This window comes from Saccharopolyspora oryzae, assembly GCF_027853915.1.
Taxonomy (GTDB): Bacteria; Actinomycetota; Actinomycetes; order Mycobacteriales; family Pseudonocardiaceae; genus Saccharopolyspora; species Saccharopolyspora oryzae.
The window spans coordinates 156448-182045 of sequence record NZ_JAQGLA010000006.1 but is presented as its reverse complement, the minus strand read 5'-3'; the positions used below and the strand labels follow the sequence as shown (position 1 = coordinate 182045).

Genomic DNA, 25598 nt, shown 5'->3' with positions numbered 1-25598 from the left:
ACGTAATCGGAAGTTCGGGCGATATCAGCACATCCTTCCTGAACAGGGGTGTGGTCACCGTGATCGCTCGAAGAGCTCGCGCCTGGTTGTGCGCGGTTTGTTCGGTACTGCTGTCCATCGGCCTGCTGGCGGCGCTGCCCGCGCACCGCGCGGAAGCCGCTGTCCCGGCCGGGTTCGTGCTCCGCAACCAGCCCAGCGGCCAAGCCGCGTTCGACCTGACGGACTTCGCCCACCTGCCCGACGGCAGCGTCCTCAGCACCGGCAAGAAGGGCACCGTGGCGTGGGTTTCCACCGACGGCAAGGCCCGCACCATCGCCACCCTGCCCACCGAACCGACGCAGGACCTCGGGCTGGTCGGCATCGCGATCGCCGCCGACTACGAAACCTCGCACCACGTCTACCTGATCCGCTCCGTCCCCGGCGGCACCGGCGGCTACCTGCTGCGATTAGCGCGCTGGACGGTCACCGGCGCGCCGGAACCCACCGGGCTGTCCGGTGAAGCGGTGCTCTTCGAGTTCCGCAGCCCGTACGCGGTGCACGGCATGACCGGGGTGGTGGCGGCCGACGACGGCACGCTGTGGGTGTCGATCGGCGACCTCTCCGACTTCACCCGCACCGACCGCAACGCGCTGCGGTCGATGGACCTCGACAGCCCCAACGGCAAGGTCCTGCACGTCAACGCCGACGGCAGCGGTGTGCCGAGCAACCCGCACTTCCAGGAGTCGAACCCGTCGTCCTGGCGCAGCCGGGTGTACGCCAGCGGGTTCCGCAGCCCGTTCCGGCTGTCGCTGGACCCCGAGACCGGCACCCCGATCGTCGGCGACGTCGGCTACAACACCTGGGAAGAGCTCGACCTCGTCCGACCCGGCCAGAACTACAAGTGGCCCTGCTGGGAGGGGAACCACCCGACGCCCGGCTACACCGACCTGCCCGAATGCGCCTCGGTGGTGAACACGCCACCGCTGTGGGAGTACCACCACGGCGGCGGGGTCGACCAGGGCAACAGCGTCACCGGCGGCATCGTCTACCGGGGCGAGACCTACCCGGAGGCCTACCGGGGCGCGTACTTCTTCGGCGACTACACCACCAAGAAGCTGTGGACGCTGCGCACCGACGCGGAAGGCGGCCTGGCGCGGGCACCGGAGAGCCCGCCGTTCGCCACCGACATCGGCGGCCCGGTGAAGTTCGCCGCCGCGCCGAACGGCGACGTCGAGTTCGCCGACATCTACTCCGGCACCATCCGGCGGCTCAGCTACCCGCAGGGCAATTCGGCACCGGTCGCGGAGGCGGAGACGAGCACCGACCCGGCGACCCGCACGGTCACCTTCGACGCCTCCCGCTCGCAGGACCCCGACGGCGATCCGCTCACCTACCGCTGGGAGTTCGGCGACGGCACCACAGGCAGCGGGGTGCGCACCAGCCACACCTACCCGCCCGGTGACCGCTTCACCGCGCGGCTCGTGGTGACCGATCCGCTCGGCGCTTCCGGCAGCACCGACCTGGTCGTCGCGCCGTCGAACCACTCGCCGCAGCTCGTGCTGACCACTCCCGGCGACCGGACCTTCGCGGTCGGCGAGACGGTGTCGCTGTCCGCGCAGGCCAGCGACGTCGAGGACGGTGCGACGGCGGTGACGTGGATCAGCGCCGAGGTGCACTGCCCGGAGGAGTCGACCTGCCACCGGCATCCCGGTGTCGGCGGCGACGGGCCGGACTTCGAGGTCCCGTTCACCGACCACCCCGACTCGCGGATGGAGATCACCGCGTCGACCACCGACAGCGCCGGGGTCCGCACCAGCCAGACGTACTCGGCGATGCCGCGCGAGCACCTGCTGACCTTGACCAGCAACGTTCCCGCGGTGCTGCAGATCCCGTCCGAAGGCGGCCGGAGCTCGGCGATGGTCACCGAAGGGGCGACGCTGGACGTCGTCGCGGCGACGACCGCCACCGACGGCGTGGCCGGCTTCGCGGGCTGGGCGGACGGCGTCGGCGACCGGTCCCGGGTGCTGCGGATGGGCGCCGAGGACCTGACTCTCACCGCGCGCTACACCACTCCGATCGACCGGCGCTACGAGTCCGAGCCGGGGCTGCGCAGCCTGCTCGGCGCGCCGACCGGGCCGGAGATCGCCGAGGGCGGCACCCGCTACCGGACCTACGAGCGCGGTCGGCTGTACTGGTCGGAGCAGACCGGGGTGCACTACGTCTTCGGCGGGAACCTCGCGAAGTACCTGCAGCTCGGCGGGCACGGCAAGTTCGGCCCGCCGACCACCGACGAACTGTCCACACAGGACGGTACCGGCCGGTACAACCACTTCGCCGGGACGCCCAGCACCATCGCGGCGTCGATCTACTGGACGCCGGACACCGGCTCGCACGCCGTGTGGGGCGCGATCCGGCAGAACTGGGCGGCCAACGGCTGGGAGCGGGGACCGCTGGGCTACCCCACCACCGACGAGGTGACCACGCCGGACGGGATCGGCCGGTACAACCACTTCTCGAAGGCGGGCTCGATCTACTGGTCACCGGGCTCCGGCGCGCACGCGATCTGGGGTGCGATCCGGGTGACCTGGTCGCAGCTGGGCTGGGAACTCGGCCCGCTCGGGTACCCGACCACCGACGAGACGACCACCCCGGACGGGATCGGCCGCTACAACCACTTCTCGAAGGCCGGCTCGATCTACTGGACGCCGGGCACGGGAGCGCACGAGGTGTACGGGCGCATCCGGGAACGCTGGTCGGCCCTCGGCTGGGAGCGCTCGTACCTGGGCTACCCGACGACCGGTGAGTTCGCGGTCTCCGGCGGACGCCGGAACAACTTCCAGCACGGCTACATCCAGTGGACCGCGAGCAACGACACGACGATCGACCGGAGGTACTGAATTCTCCCGCGGCGATCGGCGGACGTCCCCGCCGCGTCGTCCGGGGTGACGCAATTTCAATGGAAATCGGACCTCTGATTTCCATTGAAATTGCGGAAGTTCTCCACAGGACCGAGGACCTGTCCACAGGTGTCGGCATGTCCGGGCCCGACACGCCGGTGCCGTGTCCGGTCGGATCTGCAGTTTCAATTGAAACTGCGGTCCGACCGGACTCAGCCGGGGGTCACTGGACGACGATGGTCTCGACCGGCAGGCCCGGGTTGGCGCCGAGGTCGACGGGCGAGGGCTTGGCGCCCGATGCCAGGACGTGGGCGCCCAGGGCCGCGATCATCGCGCCGTTGTCGGTGCACAAACGCGGGCGCGGCACGCGGAGCGTGATGCCCGCTTCGGCGCAGCGCTGCGCGGCCAGCTCCGACAGGCGGGAGTTCGCCGCCACCCCACCGGAGATCACCAGCGTGTCCACGTCCAGGTCCTTCGCCGCGCGCACCGCCTTCGCGGTCAGCACGTCGGCCACCGCTTCCTGGAACGAGGCGCACACGTCCGGGACCGGGATGTCCTCGCCCTCGCGCTGCGCCGTCTCGACCCAGCGCGCGACCGCCGTCTTCAGCCCGGAGAAGGAGAAGTCGTACTTCGCGTCGCGCGGGCCGGTGAGGCCGCGCGGGAAGGCGATCGCCTTCGGGTTGCCGAGCTTGGCCTGCTTGTCGATCGGCGGGCCGCCCGGGTAGGGCAGGTCGAGGATGCGGGCGACCTTGTCGTAGGCCTCGCCCGCTGCGTCGTCGATGGTGGTGCCGACCTCGGTGATCCGCTCGGCGATGCCCTCCACCAGCAGCAGCTGGGAGTGCCCGCCGGAGACCAGCAGCGCCAGGCAGCGATCCGGCAGCGGACCGTGCTCCAGGGTGTCCACCGCGACGTGCCCGCCGAGGTGGTTCACGCCGAACAGCGGCACGCCCAGCGCGGACGCGTAGGCCTTGGCCGCCGCGACGCCGACCATCAGCGCGCCCGCCAGGCCCGGCCCGGCGGTCACCGCGATCGCGTCCACATCGGACAGTTCTAGGCCGGATTCGTCCAGCGCGCGGCGCATCGTCGGCGCCATCGCGGTCAGGTGCGCGCGGCTGGCGATCTCCGGCACCACGCCGCCGAAGCGCGCGTGCTCGTCGACGCTGGAGGCCACCGCGTCGGCCAGCAGCTCGACCGTGCCGTCCGCGGCCAGCCGCACCAGGCCGACACCCGTCTCGTCGCAGGAGCTCTCGATGCCGAGAACCACCCGGTCCGCAGTCATCCCCCGGCCTCCGTTCCCGCCGCGGGCCGGCGCATGGTGTGCGCGTCGGCCCCGGACGGCTGGTAGTAGCGCTTGCGCAGCCCGACGATCTCGAAGCCGTGCTTGCGGTACATCGCGATCGCGGCTTCGTTGTCGGTGCGCACTTCCAGGAAAGTCGTCGCCCGCTGCTCGTCGGCGCGCGCCAGCAGCGCCCGCAGCAGCGCCTTGCCCGCGCCGTGCCCCTGGTGGTCGGGGTCGACGCCGATGGTGTGCACCTCGGCTTCGGCGTGCGGCGCGCGACCGACCACCGCCAGCCCGGCGTAGCCGATGAGCTGCTCGCCGAGGTAGGCGCCGACGTAGTAGTGGCCCTGGTCGAGCTCGGAGGCGAACGCCTCCCACGACCACGGGTCGTCGCCGGAGAAGAGCACCTGCTCCAGCTCCGCGCACCGCTTCAGGTCGCTGCGGCGCAGCTTGAGCACCTGCGCGACGTCGGTCACCTGGCACCCCTGGTCAGCACGGACTTCCGCTTGCCGGGCAGTTCCGCGTCCGGTCGCCGCAGGTAGAGCGGCACCAGCGGGGCCGGTTCGGCGTCCAGCGCGTCGGCCGCAGCCGCGACCAGGCCCACCGGCGCGGGGTAGCGCGGCTCGATGACAGGCAGGTCGAACGCCTCGGCCAGCTCGCCGGCGACGGCGGTGCAGCCCTCGGTCGGCACGTCGGCGGGGCGCAGCACGTGCGGGCCGTCGATCCGGGTCCGCCCGGAGTAGGTGGCCCAGTAGGCCTCCTTGCGGCGGGCGTCGGTGGCGACCAGCAGCTGCCCGGTCACGTCGGCCTGCGCGGCGATCGCGTCGAGGCTGCACACCGGGTGCACCGGGCGACCGAGCGCCTGGCCGAGCGCCGCGGCGGTGACCATGCCGACGCGCAGACCGGTGAACGGGCCGGGGCCAGAGCCGACGACGATCGCGTCGGCGTCGGCCAGCTCGTGGCCGGCCTCGGTCATGACGTCGAGCAACTGCGGCATCAGCAGTTCGCCGTGGGCGCGCGGGTTGATCGTGACGCGTTCGGCGAGTGAACGGGGACCACCTTCGTCCAGCGCGACCAGCCCGGCGGTCACCGCAGGGGTCGAGGTGTCCAGCGCAATGACGAGCACGGTTACTCAGCGTACGTCAGCGCTGGTGGGAGGTGGCGCGGGGCTGCCCACCCGCGCTCGGGGCCGCAGGTGGCCGGTGCCCTGGGAAGATCGCCGGTGAACCGTTGGCGAAAGAGGGGGTCAGATGTTCGGCAAGCGCGAAACGCACGTGATCGTGCTCAACGACTTGGACAACGGCCGGGAGTCCGTCCGGCGAGCGCTGGAGAACGCCTCGGCCGAGGACGTACCGGGCCTGCAGCTGGCGCTCCGGCTCCTCGACGAACCGGCGTCCGCCGAGGACCCCAAGGTCCGCTGGACCCGCGAGGTCCTGGCGAAGGCCGGGATCGACCCGCTGGAGCGCGAGATCCACGCGGTCCGCGAGGTCCGCAAGGAGCTCCCGGGCCTGTCCCTGCAAGCCGCGGTGGACATGGTCCGAGCCCTCAACCCCGACGCACGCGGCCACCGGAAGTGACCGACCGCGATTTCGTCGAGGTTTTCCATCCTCGTCTTGCGTGACGGTGCCGCCGCGGGTGGGCTATGCGCCTGCGGCGCATGCGACCCTCACCGCGCGGTGCCGGCCGTGCTTCGCGGTCACAGACCGCACCCGACGCAAATTCAATGGAAATTGGACATCCGATTTCCATTGAAATTGCGGAAGTTCTCCACGGACCGGACGACTTGTCCACAACTTCGGGCGTGTCGGACACCCGGTCGTGGGCCTCCGACGTCCCGGACCTCACCTCCGGGGCGCACCCGAGGCCAGGGCAACGTCGGTCCACTGTGGACCACTGGTCGCAGTTTCAATTGAAACTGCAGATCTCTGGTGGCGGTTTCCATTGAAACTGCGGGTCGGGGGACCACAGTTTCAATGGAAACCGTGCTCGTGGGGGTGCAGTTTCAATTGAAACTGCACCCCCGCGAGGGTCAGCGGGTGAGGAGCTTGCCCTGGGGGGTGGTTTCCGCGTCGGGGCCGACGATCTTGGTGCCGCGGAGCCAGGTTTCGCGCACCACACCGGCCAGCGGGCGGCCGTTGTACGGCGAGACCGGGTTGCGGTGGTGCAGCTTGTCCACGTCCACCACGAAGGCCTCGTCCGGGGCGAACACGCAGAAGTCCGCGTCCTGGCCGACCGCGATGGAGCCCTTGCGGTGCACCCCGGCGAGCTCGGCGGGCTTGCGGGACATCCACCCGACCACGTCGGCGAGGCTGTGGCCGCGCACCCGCGCCTGGGTCCACACCGCGGACAGGCCGAGCTGGAGGCTGGACACCCCGCCCCAGGCGACGCCGAAGTCGCCGATGTCGAACCGCTTGAGCTCCGGGGTGCACGGCGAGTGGTCGCTGACCACGCAGTCGATGATCCCGTCGGCCAGGCCCTTCCACAGCAGCTCGCGGTTGCGGGCCTCGCGGATCGGCGGGCAGCACTTGAACTGGGTGGCGCCGTCGGGGACCTCCTCGGCGCCGAAGCTCAGGTAGTGCGGGCAGGTCTCGACGGTGACCTTGACGCCGTCGGCGCGCGCGGAGGCGATCATCGGCAGCGCGTCCGAGGAGGACAGGTGCAGGATGTGCACGCGTCCGCCGATGCGCCGGGCGAGCTCGATGACCTGCGCGATGGCCACGTTCTCGGCGCCGCGCGGGCGGGAGTTCAGGAAGTCGCCGTAGGTCTCGCCGTGCGCGGTGGGCGCGTGCTCGATGGCGTCGGAGTCCTCGGCGTGCACGATCATCATCGCGTCGTAGCGGGCCAGTTCGCGCAGCGCCTCGTCGAGCTCGGCCGGGTTCAGCGGCGGGAACTCGTCGACGCCCGAGTGCAGCAGGAAGCACTTGAAGCCGAACACCCCGGCCTCGTGCAGTCCGCGCAGCTCGGCGAGGTTGCCGTGCACCGCGCCGCCCCAGAAGCCGACGTCGATGTGCGCCTTCTCGCGCGCGGTCTTGCGCTTGACCTCCAGCGCGTCGGTGTCGATGGTCGGCGGGAGGCTGTTCAGCGGCATGTCGAGGATGGTCGTGACGCCGCCGGCGGCCGCGGCGCGGGTGGCGGTGTCGAAGCCCTCCCACTCGGTGCGGCCCGGGTCGTTGACGTGCACGTGGGTGTCGACCAGCCCGGGCAGCAGGACCTCGTCCTCGGCGAGGTCGATGGTCCGCGCGGCGTCGAGCTGGGCGTCGAGGGGCTCGACGGCGGCGATGCGGCCGTCGCGCACGCCGACGCTGCCGGACGTCTCCCCGTTCGGGCCGATGAGGCGCCGCGCGCGGAACACGACGTCGTAGGACCCGGTGGCTGACTCGGACAACTCGGTTACCTCCTGAAATCAACTGTTCAACAAAGTGTTGAACCTTCGGCGGTTCCGGTCAAGGCCCCGCGGCCGGGAAGCGTGCCAAGACGCAACTTTCACATCGTGAAGTATACTTATCGGTTCTCGAAATCCTCGCCCTCGAACCCCTGTCACGTCAAGTGTTCCCCGACGAAGCATCGATTCAGCGCCGACTCGCGCCGGACGCCCGGAAAAGCTGAAATCCTGCCGCCCACCGATTCGCGTTTGCCCAGGTATTGACAGGCCTCCCGGCGCGATGTTTGGTATACCGCATCCCAAAACCAGCTCTCCTGCGACGCTGGAGGACCGCCGTGACGCAAGCGCCGGGAAAGACCACCACGCGCACCAGACCGACCCGAGTCCGTTGGAAGATCTTCCTGCTGCTGCTCGCAGTGGTGACGATCAACTACGTCGACCGCGGCTCGATCTCGGTGGCCCTACCGATGATCAAGAAGGAATTCGGGCTCTCCGAAGAAGTCACCGGCGTGCTGCTGGCCGCCTTCTTCTGGACCTACGCGCTCATGCAGCTGCCCAGCGGGTGGCTGATCGACCGGTTCGGCCCGCGCCGGGTCGTCGGCAGCTCCTGCATCGCCTGGGGCGCGGCCACCGCGCTGACCGCGACCGCACCCGGGCCGGGCGCGCTGATCGGGATGCGCGCCCTGATGGGCGCCACCGAAGCGCCGGTGATGCCTGCCGGCGGCAAGCTGAACGCGCTCTGGATGCCGCTGCGCGAACGCGGACGCGGTGCGGTGATCCTCGACGCCGGGGCTCCGCTCGGCGCGGGCATCGGCGGCATCGCGATCGCCGGGCTGATCGCGTGGACCGGCGGTTGGCGCCCCGCGTTCGTCATCGCCGGCGCGGTCACCGTGCTGATGGGCGTGGCCGCGTGGTGGTACATCCGCGACAACCCGCGCCAGCACCCGAGCGTCAACGACGCCGAAGCCACCGCGATCGAGACCTCGCACGAGGAGGAGGACGCCGCGGCCGGGAACTCCGGTCGGCGCCCGCTGCGGAACTACCTGAAGTTCCGGTCGTTCTGGGCGATGTGCCTGGCCTGGCTGGGCTTCAACGGCGTGTTCTACGGGCTGCTGACCTGGGGACCGCTGTACCTGTCCGAGACCAAGGGCTTCGACATCAAGACCATCGGCTGGTCCACCCTCGTCATCTTCGGCGCGGGGTTCGTCGGTGAGCTGATCGGCGGCTCGCTCGCCGACTGGTGGCGAGCCCGGGGGCGCAGCGCCAACACCGTGATGCGCGCCCTGCTGGGCGTCGCCGGGGTCATCGTGGTGGCCGGACTGGTCGGCGTGACCCTGGTGCCGGATCCGATCGCCGCCGTCGTGCTGCTGTCGACGGTGCTGTTCTTCCTGCGCTGGGTCGGTCTCATGTGGAGCGTCCCGTCGCTGCTGGGCGGCCGGGAGAACGCCGGGACGCTCGGTGCCGCGATGAACCTCAGCGGCAACATCGCCGGGATCCTCACGCCGATGCTGGTCGGGTTCATCGTCGGCGCCACCGGGAACTACACGTTCGCGCTGCTCTACTTCATCGGCGCCGGGCTGATCATGACGGCGTCGGTGCTCGCGCTCGACTACACCAAGCGCCTGCCCGCATAGCGTCGAACCCGCGTGAGCGGCGATGGTTCTTCTTGCCACCATCGCCGCTCGCGCAACGGGAGCACCGCGGCGGGCGACTAGGCTGAAGCTGGTTTTCAGAGGAGGGAGCGGAGGTGGCCCAGCCGGTGCCGTTGGGTTCGCGCGATCGCCCGTTGCGCGACCAGGTGTGCGAGGAGATCCGCAACCGCATCATCGACGGCCGCTTCGCGCCCGGCGACCGCATCGTGGAGCGCGAGCTCGCCGAGGAGCTGGCCGTTTCGCGCGTGCCGGTGCGGGAGGCCTTGCGCACGCTGCGCGTCGAGGGCTTCGTCGAGGACGTCGCCCGGCGCGGGGTGATCGTGCGCCGGCTGGACCGGCGCGACGTCGAGGAGCTCTTCGACGTCCGGGAAGCACTGGAGGGCATGGCCTGCCGACTGGCCACCGCCAAGGCCGATGCGCGCGGGTTGCGCGCGCTGCAGCGCCACCTCAACCGGGCGGACAAGGCGCTGCGCAACGACGACCTCACCGCGGTGGGCAAGGCGAACGCGGACTTCCACGACGAGATCGTGCAGCTGGCCGACCACCACCTGCTCGCCGGCATGCTGGAGCCGCTGCAGGGCCGCCTGCACTGGCTGTTCCAGCAGGTGGAGGACCCGAAGGCGTTGTGCGAGGAGCACACCCACCTCTACGAGGCGATCGCCTCCGGCGACCCGGACCGGGCCGCTGCGGAGGCGATCCGCCACGTCAACCACAACCGCGAAGTCGCCCGGCACCTCCTCTTCCCGGAGGCCTGAGGCGCAGCGGAACTACAGGTGCTGCTCGGCGATCTTCTCGGCGAGGGTCGGGAGGAGCGTCGCCGCTTCGCGGATGCAGCGCTGGGGGTCCGGCTCGATGTCGGTGAGGGCGTAGACCGCTTCGACGCCCGCTTCGCGGAGTCGTTCCGGGGAGAGCTCCGAGCGGCCTGCGATGGCCACGACCGGGACGTTCGCCGCGCGGGCTCGGGCCGCCACTCCGGCCGGGCCCTTGCCGTTCAACGTCTGCTCGTCGATGGAGCCCTCGCCGATGATCACCATGCCCGCGCCCTCGAGCTGGTGCTCGAAGTCGATCAGCTCCAGGACCACGTCGACGCCGGGGCGCATCCGGGCGCCGAGGACGGCGAGCGCCGCGTACCCGACGCCTCCCGCCGCCCCGGCGCCCGGCTGGTCGGCCACATCGCGGCCGCCGGCCGCGAGCACGGCGCGGGACCAGTTCGCCAAGGCCTCGTCCAAGAAGCGCACCTGATCGGGGTCGGCGCCCTTCTGCGGGCCGTAGACGTGGGCCGCGCCGCGCTCGCCGAGCAACGGGTTGTCCACATCGGACGCGAGGACGATCTCGGTGTCGGCCAGTCGCGGGTCCAGGCCGGAGAGGTCCACCGAGGCGACTCGCGACAGTGGTCCACCGCCTGGGGGCAGGGGATGCTCCGCAGCGTCCAAAACCCGTGCCCCCAGGACGGTGAGCATTCCGGCGCCGCCGTCGGTGCAAGCACTGCCACCGACGCCGAGCACCACAGTTCGCGCGCCCGCGTCGAGCGCGGCCAGGATCGCTTCGCCGGTGCCCTCGCTGGACGCCGCCAGCGGGGCCAGGTCGTCGGGGTCCAGCAGCGCCAGCCCGGAGGCCGACGCCAGCTCCACCACGGCCTTGTCGTCGAAGATCGCGATCTCGGTGTCCACCGGATCACCGACCGGCCCCGAGACGGTGACCGGGATCGACACGTACCCGGCGGCCACCGCGGCCTGCACGGTGCCGTCCCCGCCGTCGGCGACGGGGGCCGACCGGACCTCGACCTCGGGCCGGACCCGGCGCAGGCCGGTGGCCACCGCTGCGGCCACCTCCGGCGCGGTCAGCGAGCCCTTGAACTTGTCCGGCGCGATCAGGACGGGTCCAGGCAAAGCGAACTCCTGTTGTGCAAAGGGTTGGGTGTTCCCCGCCGAGACGCCCGGCACGTGCACGGCGGGGAACACCGAGGGTCGTCGGACATTCCACCCGACTACCCGGTCTGCGGGAAGTGGGGAAGGCGCTCACCGGAACACCACCGCGCGTTCCGGTGAACGCTCCCTCTCGCAGGGCTGCCCTGAAGCCCCGCACGGGGTGCGCGAGTGTGTGACAGGACCGATCGGCCCGGTTCCCAGCGGGCCGACGCCCTCCGCACCCCGAGTTCACTCAGGCGTTCGGCACTTCCTCCGGCTCGATCATCGCGTCGATGCGGATGCCTCGCGCGGTGTTCGCCTCCCGCTCGATCATCACCTCGACCAGGACCGGGCGGCTGGTGGCGACAGCCTCCTTGCGGGCCCACTCGATCGTGTCGGCGATGTCGCCCGGCTCGAAGACCCGGCGACCCGAGCAGCCGTAGGCCTCCATGATCTTGACGTTGTCCGTGCCGTGGTCGTCGTAGTGGATGTCGACCTCGGTCTTCATGCCGAACGCGTCGCCCTCGGCCTGGCGGATCAGGCCCAGGTACTCGTTGTTCAGCATGATGATCACGAACGGGACGTCGTACTGGGCCGCGACCGCCAGCTCCTCGACCAGGAACTGGAAGCCGTAGTCGCCGACCACCGCGACGACCTCGGCGTCCGGCTTCGCCGACTTCACGCCGATCGCCGCCGGGATCTCCCAGCCGAGCGGACCGGCCTGGCCGCACACCTGGTAGTGCCGCGGCAGGTGCGCGGTCTGGAACTGGCCGCCCCAGATCTGGTAGAGGCCGATCGCGGTGACGAAGTACGTCTCCGGCGGGAAGACCTCGTTGATCTCCCGGTACACGCGCGGCGCCTTGATCGGCACGGTGTCGTAGTCGTCCGGCCGGGTCAGGGTCTGCTTGAGCACGCCGACCCTGGCGACCCACTCGGAGTAGTCCTTCTTCGCGTTCCGCTTGCGGGCGACGTCGATCAGCGCGTCCAGGAACAGCCGGGTGTCCGAGACGATGCCCAGGTCCGGTCCGAAGACCTTGCCGATCTGGGTCGGCTCGATGTCGACGTGGATGAACTTGCGGTCACCGCGGTAGGTGTCCAGGGCACCGGTGTGCCGGTCGCCGAAGCGGGCGCCCAGCGCCAGCACCAGGTCGGACTCCAGGAACGACTGGTTGCCGTAGCGCTGGCTGGTCTGGATGCCGGTCATGCCGGCGAACAGCTCGTGGTCCTCCGGGAAGGAACCCTTGCCCATCAAGGTGATCTGCACCGGGACGCCGAGCAGCTCGGCCAGTTCCTGCACCTGCTCGTGGGCCTCGCCGAGGATGACACCGCCACCGGCGAGGATCAGCGGGCGGTCGGCCTCCAGCAGCATGTCCAGCGCGCGCTCGACGCGCGGCAGGTGCGGCTCGACGGCCGCGATCGGCAGCGGGGCGTCCAGCGACGGGTCCCACTCGATCTCCTGCTTCTGCACGTCCAGCGGCAGGTCGATCAGCACCGGGCCGGGGCGGCCGGAGCGCGCGATGCGGAACGCCTCGCGGAAGATCCACGGCGCCTGCGCGGCCTCCTTGACCTGCACCGCCCACTTGGTGACCGGCTTGGCGATGTCGACGATGTCGACCGCCTGGAAGGCCTCCTGGTGCAGCTTGCTGGAGACCGCCTGGCCGGTGATGCACAGGATCGGGATGGAGTCGGCGATCGCGGTGTAGAGACCGGTGATCATGTTGGTGCCGGCCGGACCGGAGGTGCCGATGGCCACACCGACGTTGCCGTTGGTGCGGGCCCAACCGTCGGCCATGTGGGTGGCGCCCTCTTCGTGGCGGACGATCAGGTGCTCGATGCCGCTGTCCTCCATCGCCGCGTACAGCGGGAGGATCGCCGCGCCGGGGCAACCGAAGGTGACGTCCACGCCCTCGGACTTGAGCACGTCGACGACGGCCTGCATGACAGGGACTTTGGCCATGGTGTAAGACTTCCTCTCGGGTGCTGCGCGCACCTTGTTGGGAACGGGTCGGCGGTTCTGGTTGCTTGGCGGCGCTTGGACCGCTGACCCGTGACCGTCTTGCTCTTCGAGATCGCCCGGTGGGGCGTGCCGGTCGAGTCGACCGACTGCAGGTGGAACAGCGGTGCTGCGCAGGAGTTCTGCCGCAGGAGACGAGGGATCTCCCGCGCAGCACCGCGGTCTCGGGATCGTGAGTGCGAAAACCGGCTCCAACCGGCTCATGCGCTCACGACCGGTTTTCAGTCGCGGCCGTTGAGCTGGGTGATCTGCTTGAGCAGACCGGAGTGGTCGAGCTTGCCGTCGCCCTGGGCGACCGCTGCCGCGACCAGCTGGCTCACCAGCGAGCCCAGCGGGATCGTCAGACCCGCGTCGCGCGCGGCGGCCTGCACGATGCCCATGTCCTTGTGGTGCAGCTCGAGGCGGAAGCCGGGGGCGAACTCGCGGTCGCGCATCTTGTCGCCCTTGGCGTTGAGCACGGTGCTGCCGGCGAGACCGCCGCCCAGCACCTCGAGCCCGGCCTTGGTGTCCACGCCGTGCGCCTCGAGGAACACCAGCGCTTCGGCGACCAGACCGATGTTGCCCGCCACGATGAGCTGGTTGGCGGCCTTCACGGTCTGCCCGGCACCGGACGGTCCAACGTGGACGATCGTGGTGCCGACCGCGTTCAGGACGTCCTGCGCCGCGGCGAAGGCGTCGGCCTCGCCACCGACCATGATGGACAGCGTGCCGTCGATGGCCTTCGGCTCACCGCCGCTGACCGGCGCGTCGATGGCGCGAACGCCCTTCTCCGCGGCGGCTTCGGCCACCCGCCGCGAGACGTCCGGGCGGATGGTGCTGCAGTCGATGAGCAGCGCACCCGACTTGGCGTTGGCCAGCACGCCGTCCTCGCCGAGCACGACGGCCTCGACGTCCGGCGAGTCCGGCAGCATGGTGAAGATGATCTCGGCGTCGCGCACGGCCTCGGCGACGCTCGCCGCCGCCTTGCCGCCGTCGGCGACCAGCTTGTCGATCTTGGCCTGGCTGCGGTTGTAGCCGACGACCTCGTGCCCGGCCTTGACCAGGTTGGCAGCCATCGGGCCGCCCATGATCCCGAGCCCGACGAATGCGACCTTGCTCATGGTGTTACCTCCGTTGGCTCAGCGCTTGATCCAGCTGAAGGAGTCCGCGCTGGCTCCGCTCGGCTTGTACTCCAGCCCGATGTAACCGCCGTAGCCCGCGGCGTCGAGCCGGTTGAAGAAGTTGTCGAAGTCGATCCCGCCGGTGCCCGGCTCGTTGCGGCCCGGGGCGTCGGCGATTTGCACGTGGCCGATGGCCGCGGCGTGCTTGTCGAGCGCCGCGTTCCAGTCGTCCCCGTTGGCCACCAGGTGGTAGATGTCGAACAGCAGGCGCAGGTTGTCCTCGCCGCCCGCGGCGCGCACCCGGTCGATCACCGCGATGGCGTCGTCGGCGGTCTTGAGCGGGTAGGCAGGCATGCCGCTGACCGGCTCGACCAGCACGGTGCCGTCGATGCGCGCCACGCCCTTGGAGGCGCGCACCAGGCTCTCGGTGGCGACCTGGTCCTGCGCGGCCGGGTCGACGCCGTCGATCCGGTTGCCGTACAGGGCGTTGAAGGCGCGGCAGCCGAGGCGCTCGCCGATGCCGACGACGACGTCGACGTTGTCGGCGAACTCGCCGGCCCGGTCGGGGTTGGACAGCACGCCGCGGTCACCCGCGGGCATGTCGCCGGCGAAGAAGTTCAGGCCGACCAGGGAAACCCCGGCGTCCTCGATCGCCTGCACGAACCGGTCCACGTCGCGGTCGGCGGGCACGGCCTCCGCGAACGGCCACCAGAACTCGACCGCGTCGAAACCGGCCGCCTTGGCCGCCGCGGGTCGGTCCAGCACGTCCAGTTCGGTGAACAGGATCGAGAGGTTGACCTCGTACCGGTTCGGATCCATGGGCACCCCCTCGGGAGAAGATTCGGAGATCTCGCATCTGAAATTTCATGATGCGGAAGTCTTGTTTCGTACAGCGATAGATTAGCGGTATCTCGCAAGCCGCGCAACGACTCCCCCCGAGTTACCCGCCGGTCGCCAACTGCGCTACGCAGAGCCGAAAACCGCGCGCGCCCCAGGACGACTACGGTGCGAGCAGGGAGGTTCCGCCGATGATGTTGCGAGCTGAATTCACCACCGAACCCTTCGAAGGCGAAGGCGAGCCGCCGGCGCACGCCGTGGCCGCGCGCGACTGCCTGCGCGCCGCCGGACTGGAGCCCGACTTCGGTCCGCTGGGCACGTCGATCACCGGCGACCGGGAGACGCTGCTGCCCGCGCTGGCCCGGGTGGTCGAGACCGTGCTGAACACCGGTGCGAATCGGATCACTCTGCAGGTGACCGTCGACGGCACCGAAGACGATCAGGTTTAGGCTGGTCAGCGTGCATCCGCTCGCCAACGCGATCGCCCCGCTGCTGGATCACATCGGCGGCACCGCCGTACCCGCGGACCAGCGCCAGCCCGGCGACGTCGTCCTGTACTGGGAAGGTGCGCCGGCGGTCGCCGTGCGGCTGCCCGGCGAGGAGCTGACCAGCGCCCTGGACCGGATCATCCGCGCGGTCGAGACCGAACTGGGCGGCCACCTGCCCGACCTGCCGCGCCCGGACAAGCAGCGGGCCGTCCGGCTCCTCGAAGAGCGCGGCGCGTTCACCATGCGCAAGTCCGTCGAAACCGTGGCCAAAGCGCTCGGCGTCAGCCGCTTCACGGTCTACAACTACCTGAACCGCGACCAGACCGACCGCAACTGAGAGCCAGTCAGTGGTTGCGTTGCTCAGGTGGTCGCCTAGCGGAACCTGAGAGCTTCCCTGGACTGCGGGTCCCCCTCCTGATGTATGCCCAATACACGACGGAGGGGCCGTCCTCGCCAGGAAACCTCTCAGAACCCGCAGGTGGTCCTTCTGCGTAGGTGGCCCAAGCGGCTGGCGCCGCTTCCACAAGCGCGGACGGCTACGCCGACAGGCACTGGACGCATCCCCACCGGGCCCCTCTTGCACTCGAGGCAAGAGGGGCTTTCTTGTGCCGGTCGCACAACCCTCGACCAGGATTTTTCAACAAAGTGTTGACACTTGTTCAGCTCAGTCGTAGCTTTTGCCGCACCGGAGCTCGACCAGCAACCGCACCACAGCCCAGGCATGCTCGGACCCCCGTCCGCCGCCTCCGCTCCCCCGGAAAACCTTCCGGGGCCGCACACATCCTGTGAGAGTTTGCGATGTCAACAACCACCCAGGACCGGCTCAACGGCCTGCCCCGCGCGGAACTCGTCGAGCAGCTCCTCGCCTGCCTGGACATCCCGCGCTGGGCCGCCGACATCGCCGACCGGCGCCCGTTCGCCGACGCCGACGCGATCTACCGGGCGGCCGAAGCCGCCGCCCCCTCGCTGACCCGCGAGGAGATCGACCAGGCGCTCGCCGCGCACCCGCGCATCGGCGACCGGCCGAAGGGTTCGGACACCTCGTCGAACTTCTCCCGCAACGAGCAGGCCGGCGTCGGCGACGACGCGGAGCTGGCCCGCGCGCTGCGGGAGGGCAACGAGGAGTACGAGCGGCGGTTCGGGCACGTCTACCTGGTCTGCGCCAGCGGTCGCAGCGGCGCGGAGCTGCTGGAAATCCTGCACTCCCGCTTGGACAACGAGCCGGAAACCGAGCTGCGGATCGTCGAGGACGAACTCCGCAAGATCGCACGTTTGAGATTGGCGAAGGTGATCGAAGGATGAGTGCCGTCACCACCCACGTTCTCGACGCCGCCCGGGGCAAGCCCGCGGTCGACGTCGCGATCCGGCTGGAGGCAGCCAAGGGCGCCGAGTGGGAGGCGCTCGCCGACGGGCGGACCGACGACGACGGCCGGATCAAGGACCTCGGCCCGGAGCGGCTCGAGGCCGGGGACTACCGGCTCACCTTCGACACCGGCGCCTACTTCGAAGCCCAGGGCACTGCGTCGTTCTACCCGCAGGTCCAGATCACCTTCCGGATCACCGATCCGGAGCAGCACTACCACGTTCCGATTCTGCTGAGCCCGTTCGCCTACTCCACCTACCGAGGGAGCTGATCACCCCATGGGCATCGTCTTGGGTCCCAACCAGTACGGCAAGGCCGAGGTCCGCATCGTTTCGGTCAACCGGGACCACGCGCGCCACACCATCAAGGACCTCAACGTCAGCTCCTCGCTCCGCGGCGACCTCGACGGCGCGCACCTCACCGGTGACAACAGCAACGTGCTGCCCACCGACACCCAGAAGAACACGGTCTACGCCTTCGCCAAGGAAGCGCCGATCGGCGAGATCGAGGACTTCGCGCTGCGGCTGGGCCGGCACTTCGTCGGCACCGCGGACGGGATCAACGGCGCTCGCATCCTCATCGACGAGTACAGCTGGGAGCGCATCCCCGTCGGCGGCACCGGCCACGACCACTCCTTCGCCCGCTCGACCGACGAGAAGCGCACCACCGCGGTGACCATCGACGGCGACCAGGCGCACGTGGTGTCCGGGCTCAAGGACCTGATCGTGCTCAAGTCCACTGGCTCCGAGTTCTGGGGCTACCCCAAGGACAAGTACACGACGCTGGCCGAGACCAACGACCGGATCCTGGCCACCGCGGTGACCGCCCGCTGGCGCTACCTGCACACCGACGTGGACTGGGGCAAGAGCTTCGAGTCGATCCGCGCCACCATGCTGGAGGCCTTCGCCACCACGCACAGCCTGGCGCTGCAGCAGAGCCTTTACGAGATGGGCAAGGCTGCCATGGAGAAGCACCCGGAGGTGGCCGAGGTCCGGCTGTCGCTGCCGAACAAGCACCACTTCCTGGTCGACCTGGAGTACTGCGGCCTGGAGAACAACAACGAGGTGTTCTTCGCCGCGGACCGCCCGTACGGCCTGATCGAGGGTGTCGTCAAGCGCGACGACGTCGAGGACGCGCCGCAGGCCTGGTACAGCCTCCCGCAGTTCTGATCGAGCGCTTCCGCCGGGAACGAGGGCGTTCCCGGCGGAAGCCCCGCACACCGCACCACGGGCTCCTCCGGCAGCGAGGAGTCGGCTTTTCGAGGATCACCGCCGATCCTGGACCTAGGGGCCACCGGAGGGAGACATTTCCTGGTGGCCCTCGCTGCTATCCGGACTTCGGGCAACAGCCCGGAAACCCCACAGGTCCACTGTGGAACGAAATTTGATCTTCCCGAAACGAGCAGAAGAACCCCGGCAGTGATAGTGACCTGATCTGACCCTGCGGCCCAGGAGTCACCCATGGCCCTCTTCAAGACCCGCCGCAACCGCGGCTCCCGGAACGGAAGAACCACCGACGTCCACCCGGTGGACGAGGTGATGCCGCCCGTGCGCATGATGGCGTTCGGCATCCAGCACATCGCCGCGATGTACGCGGGTGTGGTGGCACCACCGCTGATCGTCGGCGAGGCCATGGGCCTGCCGCCGACGCAGATGACCTTGCTCATCGGGGCGAGCCTGTTCACCGCTGGCATCGCCACCATGCTGCAATCGCTGGGGATCTGGAAGATCGGTGCCCGGCTGCCGTTCGTCAACGGCGTCACGTTCGGTTCGGTCGCGCCGATGCTGGCCATCGTCGCGCAGCAGGGACAGCAGCAGTCGCTGTCGGTGATCTACGGTTCGGTGCTGATCGCAGGCCTGCTGGCCTTCCTGATCGCCCCCTACTTCTCCCGCATGGTGCGGTTCTTCCCGCCCGTGGTCAACGGAACCGTGATCACGCTCATCGGTCTGGCGCTGATGCCGGTGGGCATCAAGTGGATCGCCGGGACCAACCCGGACGCCCCGGACTACGCCGCCCCGCAGAAGATCGCGCTCGGCGCGGCGACCTTCGCCCTGGTGCTGCTGTTCAACCGCTTCCTGAAGGGCTTCTGGAACCGGATCGCGCTGCTCATCGGCCTGGTGGTGGGCACGCTGATCGCCTGGCCGCTGGGCATGATCAACACCACCACGTTCGACTCGGCACCGGTGTTCAACCTGCCCACCCCGTTCGCGCTGGGCGCGCCGATGTTCGACCTGACCGCGACCATCTCGATCTGCATCGTGATGCTGGTGGCGATGATGGAGACCACCGCGGACATGGTCGCGCTGGGCGAGATCGTGGACCGGCCGGCGGACGAGAAGACGATCGCCGCGGGTCTGCGCGCGGACGGCGCGGGCAGTGCGCTCAGCGCCGTGTTCGGCGGCTTCACCTGCAGCGCCTTCGCGCAGAACATCGGCCTGGTGGCGCTGACCCGGGTCCGCAGCCGGTACGTGGTCGCGACGGCCGGTGGCGTGCTGGTGCTGCTGGGCCTGTTCCCGGTCGTCGGCGCGGTCGTCTCCCTCGTGCCGCAACCGGTTCTGGGCGGCGCCGCGCTGGTGCTGTTCGGTTCGGTGGCCACCAGCGGCATCCGCACGCTGAGCAAGTCCGACCTCAGCGACCCGTTCAACTCGCTGATCGTGGCCGGCGCGCTGGGCATCGGCCTGATCCCGGTGGTCGCGCCGCAGTTCTACGAGCACTTCCCGTCGGCGCTGCGCACCGTGCTCGACTCGGGCATCAGCACCGGCTGCATCGCGGCCCTGCTGCTGAACCTGCTGTTCAACGCCTGGCGCAAGAAGCCGGAGGAAACCGGCGGAACCGTCGGCGGTGACACCGTCGCGGTGATCGCGACCGCACCGGGCGAGAGCCCCGTCCCGGAGCCCCGCCAGACGCTGAAGGACTCCTCCTCGTCCGAAACCCTGCACTGACGTCCCACCGCTGAAGGGCACCTCCGAGCTGAACTCGGAGGTGCCCTTCTTGCGGGTTTCGGGTAGTTCATCCGTGCTCCGATCATCCGAACCTGCTGCGGCGAACGGAGGTTCTTCCCCGGCGGTCGAATCGGGCCCGCAGCGGACTCGTTGATCAGGCGCAACTATGCGCCGAAGTTGGGAGACGCGATGCGGGTTCGGGCACTGATGACCGCCGCACTGGCCGGGATGGCGATGCTGGCCACCCAAACCACCGCCACCGCGCAGCAAGCCGGTGATCCGCTCAGCGAGAAGCAGTGGGGACTCGCGCAGCTCCGCGCGCCGGAGGCCTGGTCCACCAGCACCGGGGCCGGTCAGATCATCGCCGTGGTGGACACCGGCGTCGACCTCGGGCACCCCGAGCTGGCGTCGAAGCTGGTCCCCGGCGCGACCTTCGCCGCCTGCGGCGACCGACCGGCGCCGTGCGGCAACGGCGACTGGCGCGGCGTGGACGGCGTCGGGCAGGCCTCCGACGTGCACGGCACGCACGTCGCGGGCATCGCGGCCGCCGCCGCGAACAACGGCGTCGGCATCGCCGGCGTCGCGCCGGATGCGCGAATCATGCCGGTCAAGGCGCTGGAGAACGGTTCCGGCAGCTTCGAGGAGATCGGCGCGGGCATCCGCTGGGCGACCGACCACGGCGCGAACGTGATCAACCTCAGCCTCGGCGCCCAACCCGGCACCCAGCTGCTGACGCTGCTCGGCCAGGGCGCCGAGACCAAGGACGCCATCGCCTACGCGCGCGAGAAGGGCGTGGTCGTGGTGGCCTCCGCGGGCAACGAGACCGCGCCGCTGTGCGACACCCCGTCCTGGGAGGCGGGCGCGCTGTGCGTCGCCGCCACCGACTCGGCCGAACTGCACTCGGTGTACTCCAACCTCACCCTGAAGTCGGACATGAAAGCCGTTGCCGCGCCGGGTGGTTCGTCGCTGAACGGCTGCGACGGCGACGTCTGGTCCGCGGTCCCGCGCGGCACGGGCTCGGCGGAGTGCGGTCAGGGCGACTACGACTCGCTCGCCGGAACGTCCATGGCCGCCCCGCAGGTCGCGGGCGTCGCCGCGCTGCTCGGCGCGCAGGGCCGCAACGCCGACAGCATCGAGCAGGCGCTGATGAAGTCGGCCCGCACGCCGATCCTGGGCGCTCGCGGGGTGTTCACGCCGCTGTACGGCTACGGCGTCGTCGACGCCGCGGCCGCCGTCGCGCAGCCCATGTGACCTGGTGCGAACGGGCCGTCCACCTCGCTCCGCGACGTGGACGGCCCGTTCCCCTACCACCAACGGCTAATAGCACCAACGATTTTCACGCCCTCCTACCCGCTCGGCTAAAACTCCTCGACCGCAAGCGGAAATCTCTGGACAATGATCACAGGGACCGCGTTCCGGTGCGCGGCCGTCGAGCTATCCAGGAGCGTGGGAGCGATGGACCTCTCCAAGCTGTTCAAGATGGTGTCCCCGGCCAAGCACCACAGCCGCGACCACTCCGGCAGCGGGCACCGCCGCCGCTACGACAGCAGCGACGGACACCGCCGCCGGCGGTACGACAGCAGCGACGATCATCGTCGTCGCTACGACAGCAGCAACGACCACCACCGGCGTCGCCGCAGCAGCAGCGGCGGTCACTACCGGCGCCGCAGCCACAGCTGATCGCGGTAGCCGGCGGTGCTGATCGACGCGTTGAGCTCTTACTACTACGGCGAACCGGACCACAGCTGGGGACCGGGCGAAGCACCGCTGGCCCCGGGTGAGCTCCTCGCGCCCGGCTACCGGGTCGTCGACCACCTGCGCCGCGGCAACCGCCTCGACGTCTACGACGTCTGGAGCGAAGAGCGGTCCTGCCGCTGCGTCGCCAAGACCGTCCGGCCGGAGCGGGCCGAGGACCAGCGCGCGGTGGGATGGCTGCGCAACGAGGGCGTGCTGCTGACCCAGTTCACGCACCCGCACCTGGTGCGCGGCTACGAGATCGTCCGGACCGAAGAGCCCTCGCGACCAGCGGTGATCACCGAAACCCTGCCCGGTCACACGCTGAGCTACCTGATCGACGAGCACGGCAGGCTGCGCCCGGTCGACGCCGCGGTGCTGGGCATCCAGCTGTGCTCGGTGCTGGCCTACCTGCACCGCCGGGGCTGGGTGCACCTCGACGTCAAACCGTCCAACATCGTCGAGGTCGGCGGCCGCGCGGTGCTGCTCGACCTGAGCCTGAGCTGCCGCATCGGCGAACGCAGCTCAGCGGGCACCTTCGACTACCTCTCCCCCGAGCAGGCCAAGGGCGAGGCGATGACTCCGGCGGCAGACACCTGGGGCCTGGGCATCACGCTGTACGAAGCCCTCTCCGGCACCACCCCGTGGGCGGACGTCTCGCACCGCGAGCAGAACAGCAACGGAACCCGCTACTACCCGCAACGCGACCGCACGGCAGCACCGCTGCGCACCCACCGACGCCTCCCCGCAGCGCTGTCCCGCACCATCGACGCCTGCCTCGCCCCGGACCCGAACTCCCGCCCCACGATCGAAGAAGTGGCGACCGACCTGATCACCTGGTCCGGCGCAGACCCCCGCACAGCCGTCGCCTGACCACCGGACTCGGTCACCGGGTCCGGTCACCGAGTCCGGTCACCGAGTCCAGTCACCGAGTCCAGTCACCGGAGAGTCAAAATTCCATTGAAATCGAAGGTCCAATTTCAATGGAATTTGCGGATCGACGGCTCAACGGCGACGGCTCAGCGGCGACGGCGGAACGCGATGGCGGTGACGATCAGCGCGGCGGCCAGGGCGAACTGCCCGCCCGAGACGATGCGGTTCACGCTGACCGCCGGATGCCAGCACACCGATCCGTCACCCGAGATCGAGAAGGCCCCGGCCGGTCGCGCGACCACGCCGACGCCCCGCCCGTCGTCGTCCCGACGGCCGCGGCGCCCACCCCCGATCCGGATGTTGGCCACCGGCACCAGAGTGGTGTCCCCCTGCTGCACGGGCTCGCCGAAGACCTGGTGCTTGCCCAACCGATCGGCGAGCAGCCCGACGACGTCGACGTGCTCGTTCTCAGCCATGCCCAACCCCCAACGCGACGAAGATTTCCGACCACCCCGACGCTAGTACGAATCCACCCCCACCGTCGCGCAGCAGCCGGAAAAGGTGACGCGAAGACCGGCCTCACCGCTCACGAGCCCAGGCCGAGAATGTGGAATTCGGCTTCGCAGAAGCCGATCAGAGCGACGTGCGGTTCCGCGACCGCTCGTCCTCGACCGGAGTACCGCTGTGCAAGACGCCGGCGATGGCCCGGTCCCGCCAGGCAGCGGTCGAGTCGTAGACGTCGGCCTCGGTGTCCACGGTCGTCACCAGAACGCCGGGTGCGTTCCGGCGTGCACGTCCGACGGTGACGCCGTCCGCGCGCACGAAGAACGCCGGCCACATGCTCTCCGGTGCCGACGAGTTCGGGCAGCTGATCCACACGTGGTTGCTCGCCGCTGCCGCCGTCATCGCAGCCGGCATCGTGATGCCCGGGTAGGTGAGCGTTGCCGCCTGGTTGAACCGCTGGAACTCCGGTCCGACGGCGGACTCGATCATCGCCAGCCGCTCCGCCGGGACGTTGCCCGCGTGGTACGAGTGGAACACCAGCTGCACTCCCAGCTTCCGGTACTCCCGGTACAGCTCGGGGTAGCGGTAGTCGTGGCAGATGAGCGCACCGCACCGGATCCCGCCGATCTCCCAGGTGCTGAGGTGGTCGCCCGGGCTGTAGTGCGCGAGATCGCCGGAACTCCCGTCCGGGGGCCCGGCGCAGAAGCGCTTGTCGTAGCGGTCGACGAGCTCGCCGCCCGCGTCGATCACGTAGAGGCTGTTGTGCGGTTTGCAATCCGCGCCGAGCTGGTGCGCGGATCCGAGCACCAGCCAGATCCCCAGTTCGCGGGCCAGGCCCATCAGCTCGGTGGTGGCCGACCGCAGCAGCTCCCAGTCGAACCCGTCGAAGCCGTCGAAGTCCACTCCCGCGTATCCGGACAGCGCCCCTTCCGGGAAGTGGGCGACATCCGCTCCCCGCTGCTTCGCCACGCGCAGCTGCCGCGCGATGTACCGGGAGTTGCCCCGGATGTCCGCGCTCACCGGAAACTGGCAGGTCCCCACTCGCATCACGGCCATGCCGGTCATGATCCGCCCGCACGCCAACCCGGTCCAGTGCATTACCTCGCGGGTGATCGACGCGCTGGCCTCTGGCCGTGGAACTCGGGGCAGCTAACGCGAATGGAGAGAAACTGGCACGGATTTCCGCGCTACCACTGAGAAATCCATGCGCACGCTGGCCGGTGGCGAACAACCTCACCGCGGCGTAGACGGTCGTGAGTGCGCAGCAGTGCTGGAACACTGCTGCGCACTCACGTCTGTCAGAGGCGGCCGAGCTTGCGGATCTCGGCCTCGGGGAGACCGGTCAGCTGTTCGACCTCCGCCGCGTCGATGCCGCCGTTGTCGAGGGCTCGGACGAACGAAGCCGCCAGGGCGCGGGCCGTGGCCGGCTCGTCGAGGACCGCTCCGCCGCTGGCCGACGCGTACGCCGACAGGCGCTTGGCCTCCGCCGGGGCGGAGTCGCGGAAGGCCGCGAAGACCGCCGCGTAGCGGGTCACCAGCTGGGCCGGGTGGAGGTCCCAGCCCTGGTAGAAGCCGTGTTCGAGGGAACGGCGGGTGAGGTCGTAGTGGGTGCGCCAGCCGTGGTGGACCTGGTCGCCGACCGGCAGGACGTTCGTCGAACCGTCGGAGAGGAACACCCCGGTGCCCGCAGCCGACACCTGCATCACGTGGCGCGCGAAGTCGCAGGCGCGGTGCGCGAGGTGCTGGTGGGCGGCGGTCAGGCCGCAGCTGGCGGTGTAGTCGTAGGTGCCGAAGTGCAGGCCGGTCACCCGGCCCGCGCCCGCGCGGAGGAAGCGCGGCAGCGCGAGACGCCCCTCTGAGTCCACAATGGACTGCGTGGTCTCCACCTGGATCTCGAAGCGCAGCGCGCGCTCCGGCAGACCCAGCTGCTGCTCGAACAGGCCCAGGAACTCGACGAACACCTCGACCTGCGCGACGTCGACGACCTTCGGGAAGGTCAGCACGAACCCGTCGGGCAGACCGCCGTGCTTCTCGAGCAGCGCGGTGAGGAAGACGTCCAGCGTGCGCACCGAACGAGCGCGCAGCTGCGGGGTGTCGAAGGACTTCACCCGCAACCCGAAGTTCGCCGGGGCAGCGCCCTCGCGCAGCCAGTCGGCGAGCACCCCGGCGGTGCGCACGGCCTCGGCGTCCTCGGCCTCGTCACCGGGGTTGCCGTAGCCGTCCTCGAAGTCGATGCGCAGGTCCTCCAGCGGGGAGTTCTGCAGCTTGGCGCGCAGCCGCGGGTGCACGGCGCGGGCGATCTCGGGGTCCATGCCGAGGATCTCGACCAGGTCCTCGGGCCGAGCCGCATCCCGGTCGAGCGCGGCCAGCGCCTCCTGCTCCCACTGCCGCACCGTGTCGGCGTCGACCTTGTTCGCCGGCACGTAGCAGGTGTGCACCGGCTGCCGAACCGCCCGCGCACCCGGATAGGCGCCGGCGATGTGCTCGTCCACGGCGGAAAGCCGGTCGAGCCTGCGGTTGACCTCGGCGGTTTCCAGCGAGGTTCTGGCCACTTGCGCTCCCTTCGGTTCGACAGCCGGGAGGCGTCCCCGGCTGCCCAGCTCGGCTGCAGCGAAGGGGCCGCGCGTCCCCGGAACGCGATCGCAGC

General features: G+C 70.0%; 24 protein-coding genes. 13 read left to right on the top strand and 11 right to left on the bottom strand.

Going from position 1 to position 25598, the window contains the following annotated elements; translation table 11 throughout:
* The first annotated feature begins 59 nt into the window (after positions 1-59).
* Positions 60-2876: a PQQ-dependent sugar dehydrogenase gene (locus tag OU415_RS06680; protein ID WP_270947692.1), complete on the top strand. Its 2817-nt coding sequence runs from the start codon at positions 60-62 to the stop codon at positions 2874-2876.
* A gap of 223 nt (positions 2877-3099) precedes the next feature.
* On the opposite strand, the gene tsaD is transcribed toward OU415_RS06680, so the two are convergent.
* Genes tsaD through tsaB form a run of 3 tightly spaced genes read right to left on the bottom strand, consistent with a single transcriptional unit; the run spans position 3100 to position 5281 of the window.
* Positions 3100-4155, bottom strand: a complete 1056-nt coding sequence (gene tsaD / locus OU415_RS06675; RefSeq protein WP_270947691.1) for a tRNA (adenosine(37)-N6)-threonylcarbamoyltransferase complex transferase subunit TsaD — start codon at positions 4153-4155, stop codon at positions 3100-3102.
* Positions 4152-4631: a ribosomal protein S18-alanine N-acetyltransferase gene (rimI, locus tag OU415_RS06670; protein ID WP_270947690.1), complete on the bottom strand. Its 480-nt coding sequence runs from the start codon at positions 4629-4631 to the stop codon at positions 4152-4154. Before rimI ends, tsaD begins: the two co-directional genes overlap by 4 nt.
* Complete coding sequence (tsaB, locus tag OU415_RS06665; RefSeq protein WP_270947689.1) at positions 4628-5281, bottom strand: tRNA (adenosine(37)-N6)-threonylcarbamoyltransferase complex dimerization subunit type 1 TsaB; 654 nt, start codon at positions 5279-5281, stop codon at positions 4628-4630. The genes rimI and tsaB overlap by 4 nt, the downstream gene beginning before the upstream one ends.
* A 124-nt stretch (positions 5282-5405) precedes the next feature.
* Between tsaB and OU415_RS06660 the strand changes: the two genes are divergently transcribed.
* Positions 5406-5732, top strand: coding sequence for a hypothetical protein (locus tag OU415_RS06660; RefSeq protein ID WP_270947688.1), 327 nt, complete (start codon positions 5406-5408; stop codon positions 5730-5732).
* A gap of 452 nt (positions 5733-6184) precedes the next feature.
* Here the strand turns inward: OU415_RS06660 and allB are convergent, their stop codons facing one another.
* Positions 6185-7540, bottom strand: coding sequence for an allantoinase AllB (gene allB, locus OU415_RS06655; protein WP_270947687.1), 1356 nt, complete (start codon positions 7538-7540; stop codon positions 6185-6187).
* Positions 7541-7872: 332 nt separating this feature from the next.
* Here allB and OU415_RS06650 point away from each other — a divergent pair, with 332 nt between their 5' ends.
* Entirely contained in the window at positions 7873-9171 is a 1299-nt protein-coding gene (locus tag OU415_RS06650; protein WP_270947686.1) for an MFS transporter, read from the top strand.
* Positions 9172-9296: 125 nt separating this feature from the next.
* Complete coding sequence (locus OU415_RS06645; RefSeq protein WP_270947685.1) at positions 9297-9944, top strand: GntR family transcriptional regulator; 648 nt, start codon at positions 9297-9299, stop codon at positions 9942-9944.
* A gap of 12 nt (positions 9945-9956) precedes the next feature.
* Here the strand turns inward: OU415_RS06645 and OU415_RS06640 are convergent, their stop codons facing one another.
* From OU415_RS06640 to OU415_RS06625, 4 genes are all read right to left on the bottom strand, one after another.
* Positions 9957-11078, bottom strand: coding sequence for a glycerate kinase (locus tag OU415_RS06640; protein WP_270947684.1), 1122 nt, complete (start codon positions 11076-11078; stop codon positions 9957-9959).
* Between the two features lie 271 nt (positions 11079-11349).
* On the bottom strand, positions 11350-13053 hold the full coding sequence (gene gcl / locus OU415_RS06635; RefSeq protein ID WP_270947683.1) for a glyoxylate carboligase: 1704 nt from the start codon (positions 13051-13053) through the stop codon (positions 11350-11352).
* Between the two features lie 278 nt (positions 13054-13331).
* Positions 13332-14210, bottom strand: a complete 879-nt coding sequence (locus tag OU415_RS06630; protein ID WP_270947682.1) for a 2-hydroxy-3-oxopropionate reductase — start codon at positions 14208-14210, stop codon at positions 13332-13334.
* Positions 14211-14228: 18 nt separating this feature from the next.
* Positions 14229-15029: a hydroxypyruvate isomerase family protein gene (locus tag OU415_RS06625; RefSeq protein ID WP_270947681.1), complete on the bottom strand. Its 801-nt coding sequence runs from the start codon at positions 15027-15029 to the stop codon at positions 14229-14231.
* Positions 15030-15238: 209 nt separating this feature from the next.
* Between OU415_RS06625 and OU415_RS06620 the strand changes: the two genes are divergently transcribed.
* The 9 genes from OU415_RS06620 to OU415_RS06580 all read left to right on the top strand — a co-directional run bounded on the left by OU415_RS06620 (position 15239) and on the right by OU415_RS06580 (position 22447).
* Positions 15239-15496, top strand: a complete 258-nt coding sequence (locus OU415_RS06620) for a thiamine-binding protein (RefSeq protein WP_270947680.1) — start codon at positions 15239-15241, stop codon at positions 15494-15496.
* Between the two features lie 10 nt (positions 15497-15506).
* On the top strand, positions 15507-15872 hold the full coding sequence (locus OU415_RS06615) for a helix-turn-helix domain-containing protein (protein WP_408641809.1): 366 nt from the start codon (positions 15507-15509) through the stop codon (positions 15870-15872).
* Positions 15873-16333: 461 nt separating this feature from the next.
* On the top strand, positions 16334-16837 hold the full coding sequence (gene uraD, locus OU415_RS06610; RefSeq protein WP_270947679.1) for a 2-oxo-4-hydroxy-4-carboxy-5-ureidoimidazoline decarboxylase: 504 nt from the start codon (positions 16334-16336) through the stop codon (positions 16835-16837).
* Positions 16834-17169, top strand: a complete 336-nt coding sequence (gene uraH, locus OU415_RS06605; protein ID WP_270947678.1) for a hydroxyisourate hydrolase — start codon at positions 16834-16836, stop codon at positions 17167-17169. Before uraD ends, uraH begins: the two co-directional genes overlap by 4 nt.
* Positions 17170-17176: 7 nt before the next feature.
* Positions 17177-18067 carry a factor-independent urate hydroxylase gene (gene pucL / locus OU415_RS06600; RefSeq protein ID WP_270947677.1) on the top strand — a complete coding sequence of 297 codons (891 nt, stop codon included), beginning with the start codon at positions 17177-17179 and terminating at the stop codon, positions 18065-18067.
* 291 nt (positions 18068-18358) lie between these two features.
* Positions 18359-19840: a nucleobase:cation symporter-2 family protein gene (locus OU415_RS06595; RefSeq protein WP_270947676.1), complete on the top strand. Its 1482-nt coding sequence runs from the start codon at positions 18359-18361 to the stop codon at positions 19838-19840.
* A gap of 189 nt (positions 19841-20029) precedes the next feature.
* Positions 20030-21091, top strand: coding sequence for a S8 family serine peptidase (locus tag OU415_RS06590; RefSeq protein ID WP_270947675.1), 1062 nt, complete (start codon positions 20030-20032; stop codon positions 21089-21091).
* Between the two features lie 204 nt (positions 21092-21295).
* Positions 21296-21520, top strand: coding sequence for a hypothetical protein (locus tag OU415_RS06585; RefSeq protein WP_270947674.1), 225 nt, complete (start codon positions 21296-21298; stop codon positions 21518-21520).
* Positions 21521-21535: 15 nt separating this feature from the next.
* The gene (locus OU415_RS06580) at positions 21536-22447 is read left to right on the top strand and encodes a serine/threonine-protein kinase (RefSeq protein ID WP_270947673.1); all 912 of its coding nucleotides are present in this window, start codon (positions 21536-21538) and stop codon (positions 22445-22447) included.
* A 146-nt stretch (positions 22448-22593) separates the two neighbouring features.
* Here OU415_RS06580 and OU415_RS06575 read toward each other — a convergent pair whose 3' ends face one another.
* The 3 genes from OU415_RS06575 to OU415_RS06565 all read right to left on the bottom strand — a co-directional run bounded on the left by OU415_RS06575 (position 22594) and on the right by OU415_RS06565 (position 25503).
* Entirely contained in the window at positions 22594-22923 is a 330-nt protein-coding gene (locus OU415_RS06575; protein ID WP_270947672.1) for a hypothetical protein, read from the bottom strand.
* A 157-nt stretch (positions 22924-23080) separates the two neighbouring features.
* Positions 23081-24007, bottom strand: coding sequence for a carbon-nitrogen hydrolase family protein (locus tag OU415_RS06570; protein ID WP_270947671.1), 927 nt, complete (start codon positions 24005-24007; stop codon positions 23081-23083).
* 242 nt (positions 24008-24249) lie between these two features.
* The gene (locus OU415_RS06565) at positions 24250-25503 is read right to left on the bottom strand and encodes a DUF6986 family protein (protein WP_270947670.1); all 1254 of its coding nucleotides are present in this window, start codon (positions 25501-25503) and stop codon (positions 24250-24252) included.
* Positions 25504-25598: the final 95 nt, after the last annotated feature.

What these genes read in the sequence shown, in the direction of transcription:
- tsaD (WP_270947691.1), bottom strand. Translation starts at nt 4,155, where the DNA reads ATGACTGCGGACCGGGTGGTTCTCGGCATCGAGAGCTCCTGCGACGAG.
- OU415_RS06660 (WP_270947688.1), top strand. Translation starts at nt 5,406, where the DNA reads ATGTTCGGCAAGCGCGAAACGCACGTGATCGTGCTCAACGACTTGGAC.
- gcl (WP_270947683.1), bottom strand. Translation starts at nt 13,053, where the DNA reads ATGGCCAAAGTCCCTGTCATGCAGGCCGTCGTCGACGTGCTCAAGTCC.
- OU415_RS06630 (WP_270947682.1), bottom strand. Translation starts at nt 14,210, where the DNA reads ATGAGCAAGGTCGCATTCGTCGGGCTCGGGATCATGGGCGGCCCGATG.
- OU415_RS06625 (WP_270947681.1), bottom strand. Translation starts at nt 15,029, where the DNA reads ATGGATCCGAACCGGTACGAGGTCAACCTCTCGATCCTGTTCACCGAA.
- OU415_RS06620 (WP_270947680.1), top strand. Translation starts at nt 15,239, where the DNA reads ATGATGTTGCGAGCTGAATTCACCACCGAACCCTTCGAAGGCGAAGGC.
- uraD (WP_270947679.1), top strand. Translation starts at nt 16,334, where the DNA reads ATGTCAACAACCACCCAGGACCGGCTCAACGGCCTGCCCCGCGCGGAA.
- uraH (WP_270947678.1), top strand. Translation starts at nt 16,834, where the DNA reads ATGAGTGCCGTCACCACCCACGTTCTCGACGCCGCCCGGGGCAAGCCC.
- pucL (WP_270947677.1), top strand. Translation starts at nt 17,177, where the DNA reads ATGGGCATCGTCTTGGGTCCCAACCAGTACGGCAAGGCCGAGGTCCGC.
- OU415_RS06595 (WP_270947676.1), top strand. Translation starts at nt 18,359, where the DNA reads ATGGCCCTCTTCAAGACCCGCCGCAACCGCGGCTCCCGGAACGGAAGA.
- OU415_RS06590 (WP_270947675.1), top strand. Translation starts at nt 20,030, where the DNA reads ATGCGGGTTCGGGCACTGATGACCGCCGCACTGGCCGGGATGGCGATG.
- OU415_RS06585 (WP_270947674.1), top strand. Translation starts at nt 21,296, where the DNA reads ATGGACCTCTCCAAGCTGTTCAAGATGGTGTCCCCGGCCAAGCACCAC.
- OU415_RS06575 (WP_270947672.1), bottom strand. Translation starts at nt 22,923, where the DNA reads ATGGCTGAGAACGAGCACGTCGACGTCGTCGGGCTGCTCGCCGATCGG.
- OU415_RS06570 (WP_270947671.1), bottom strand. Translation starts at nt 24,007, where the DNA reads ATGGCCGTGATGCGAGTGGGGACCTGCCAGTTTCCGGTGAGCGCGGAC.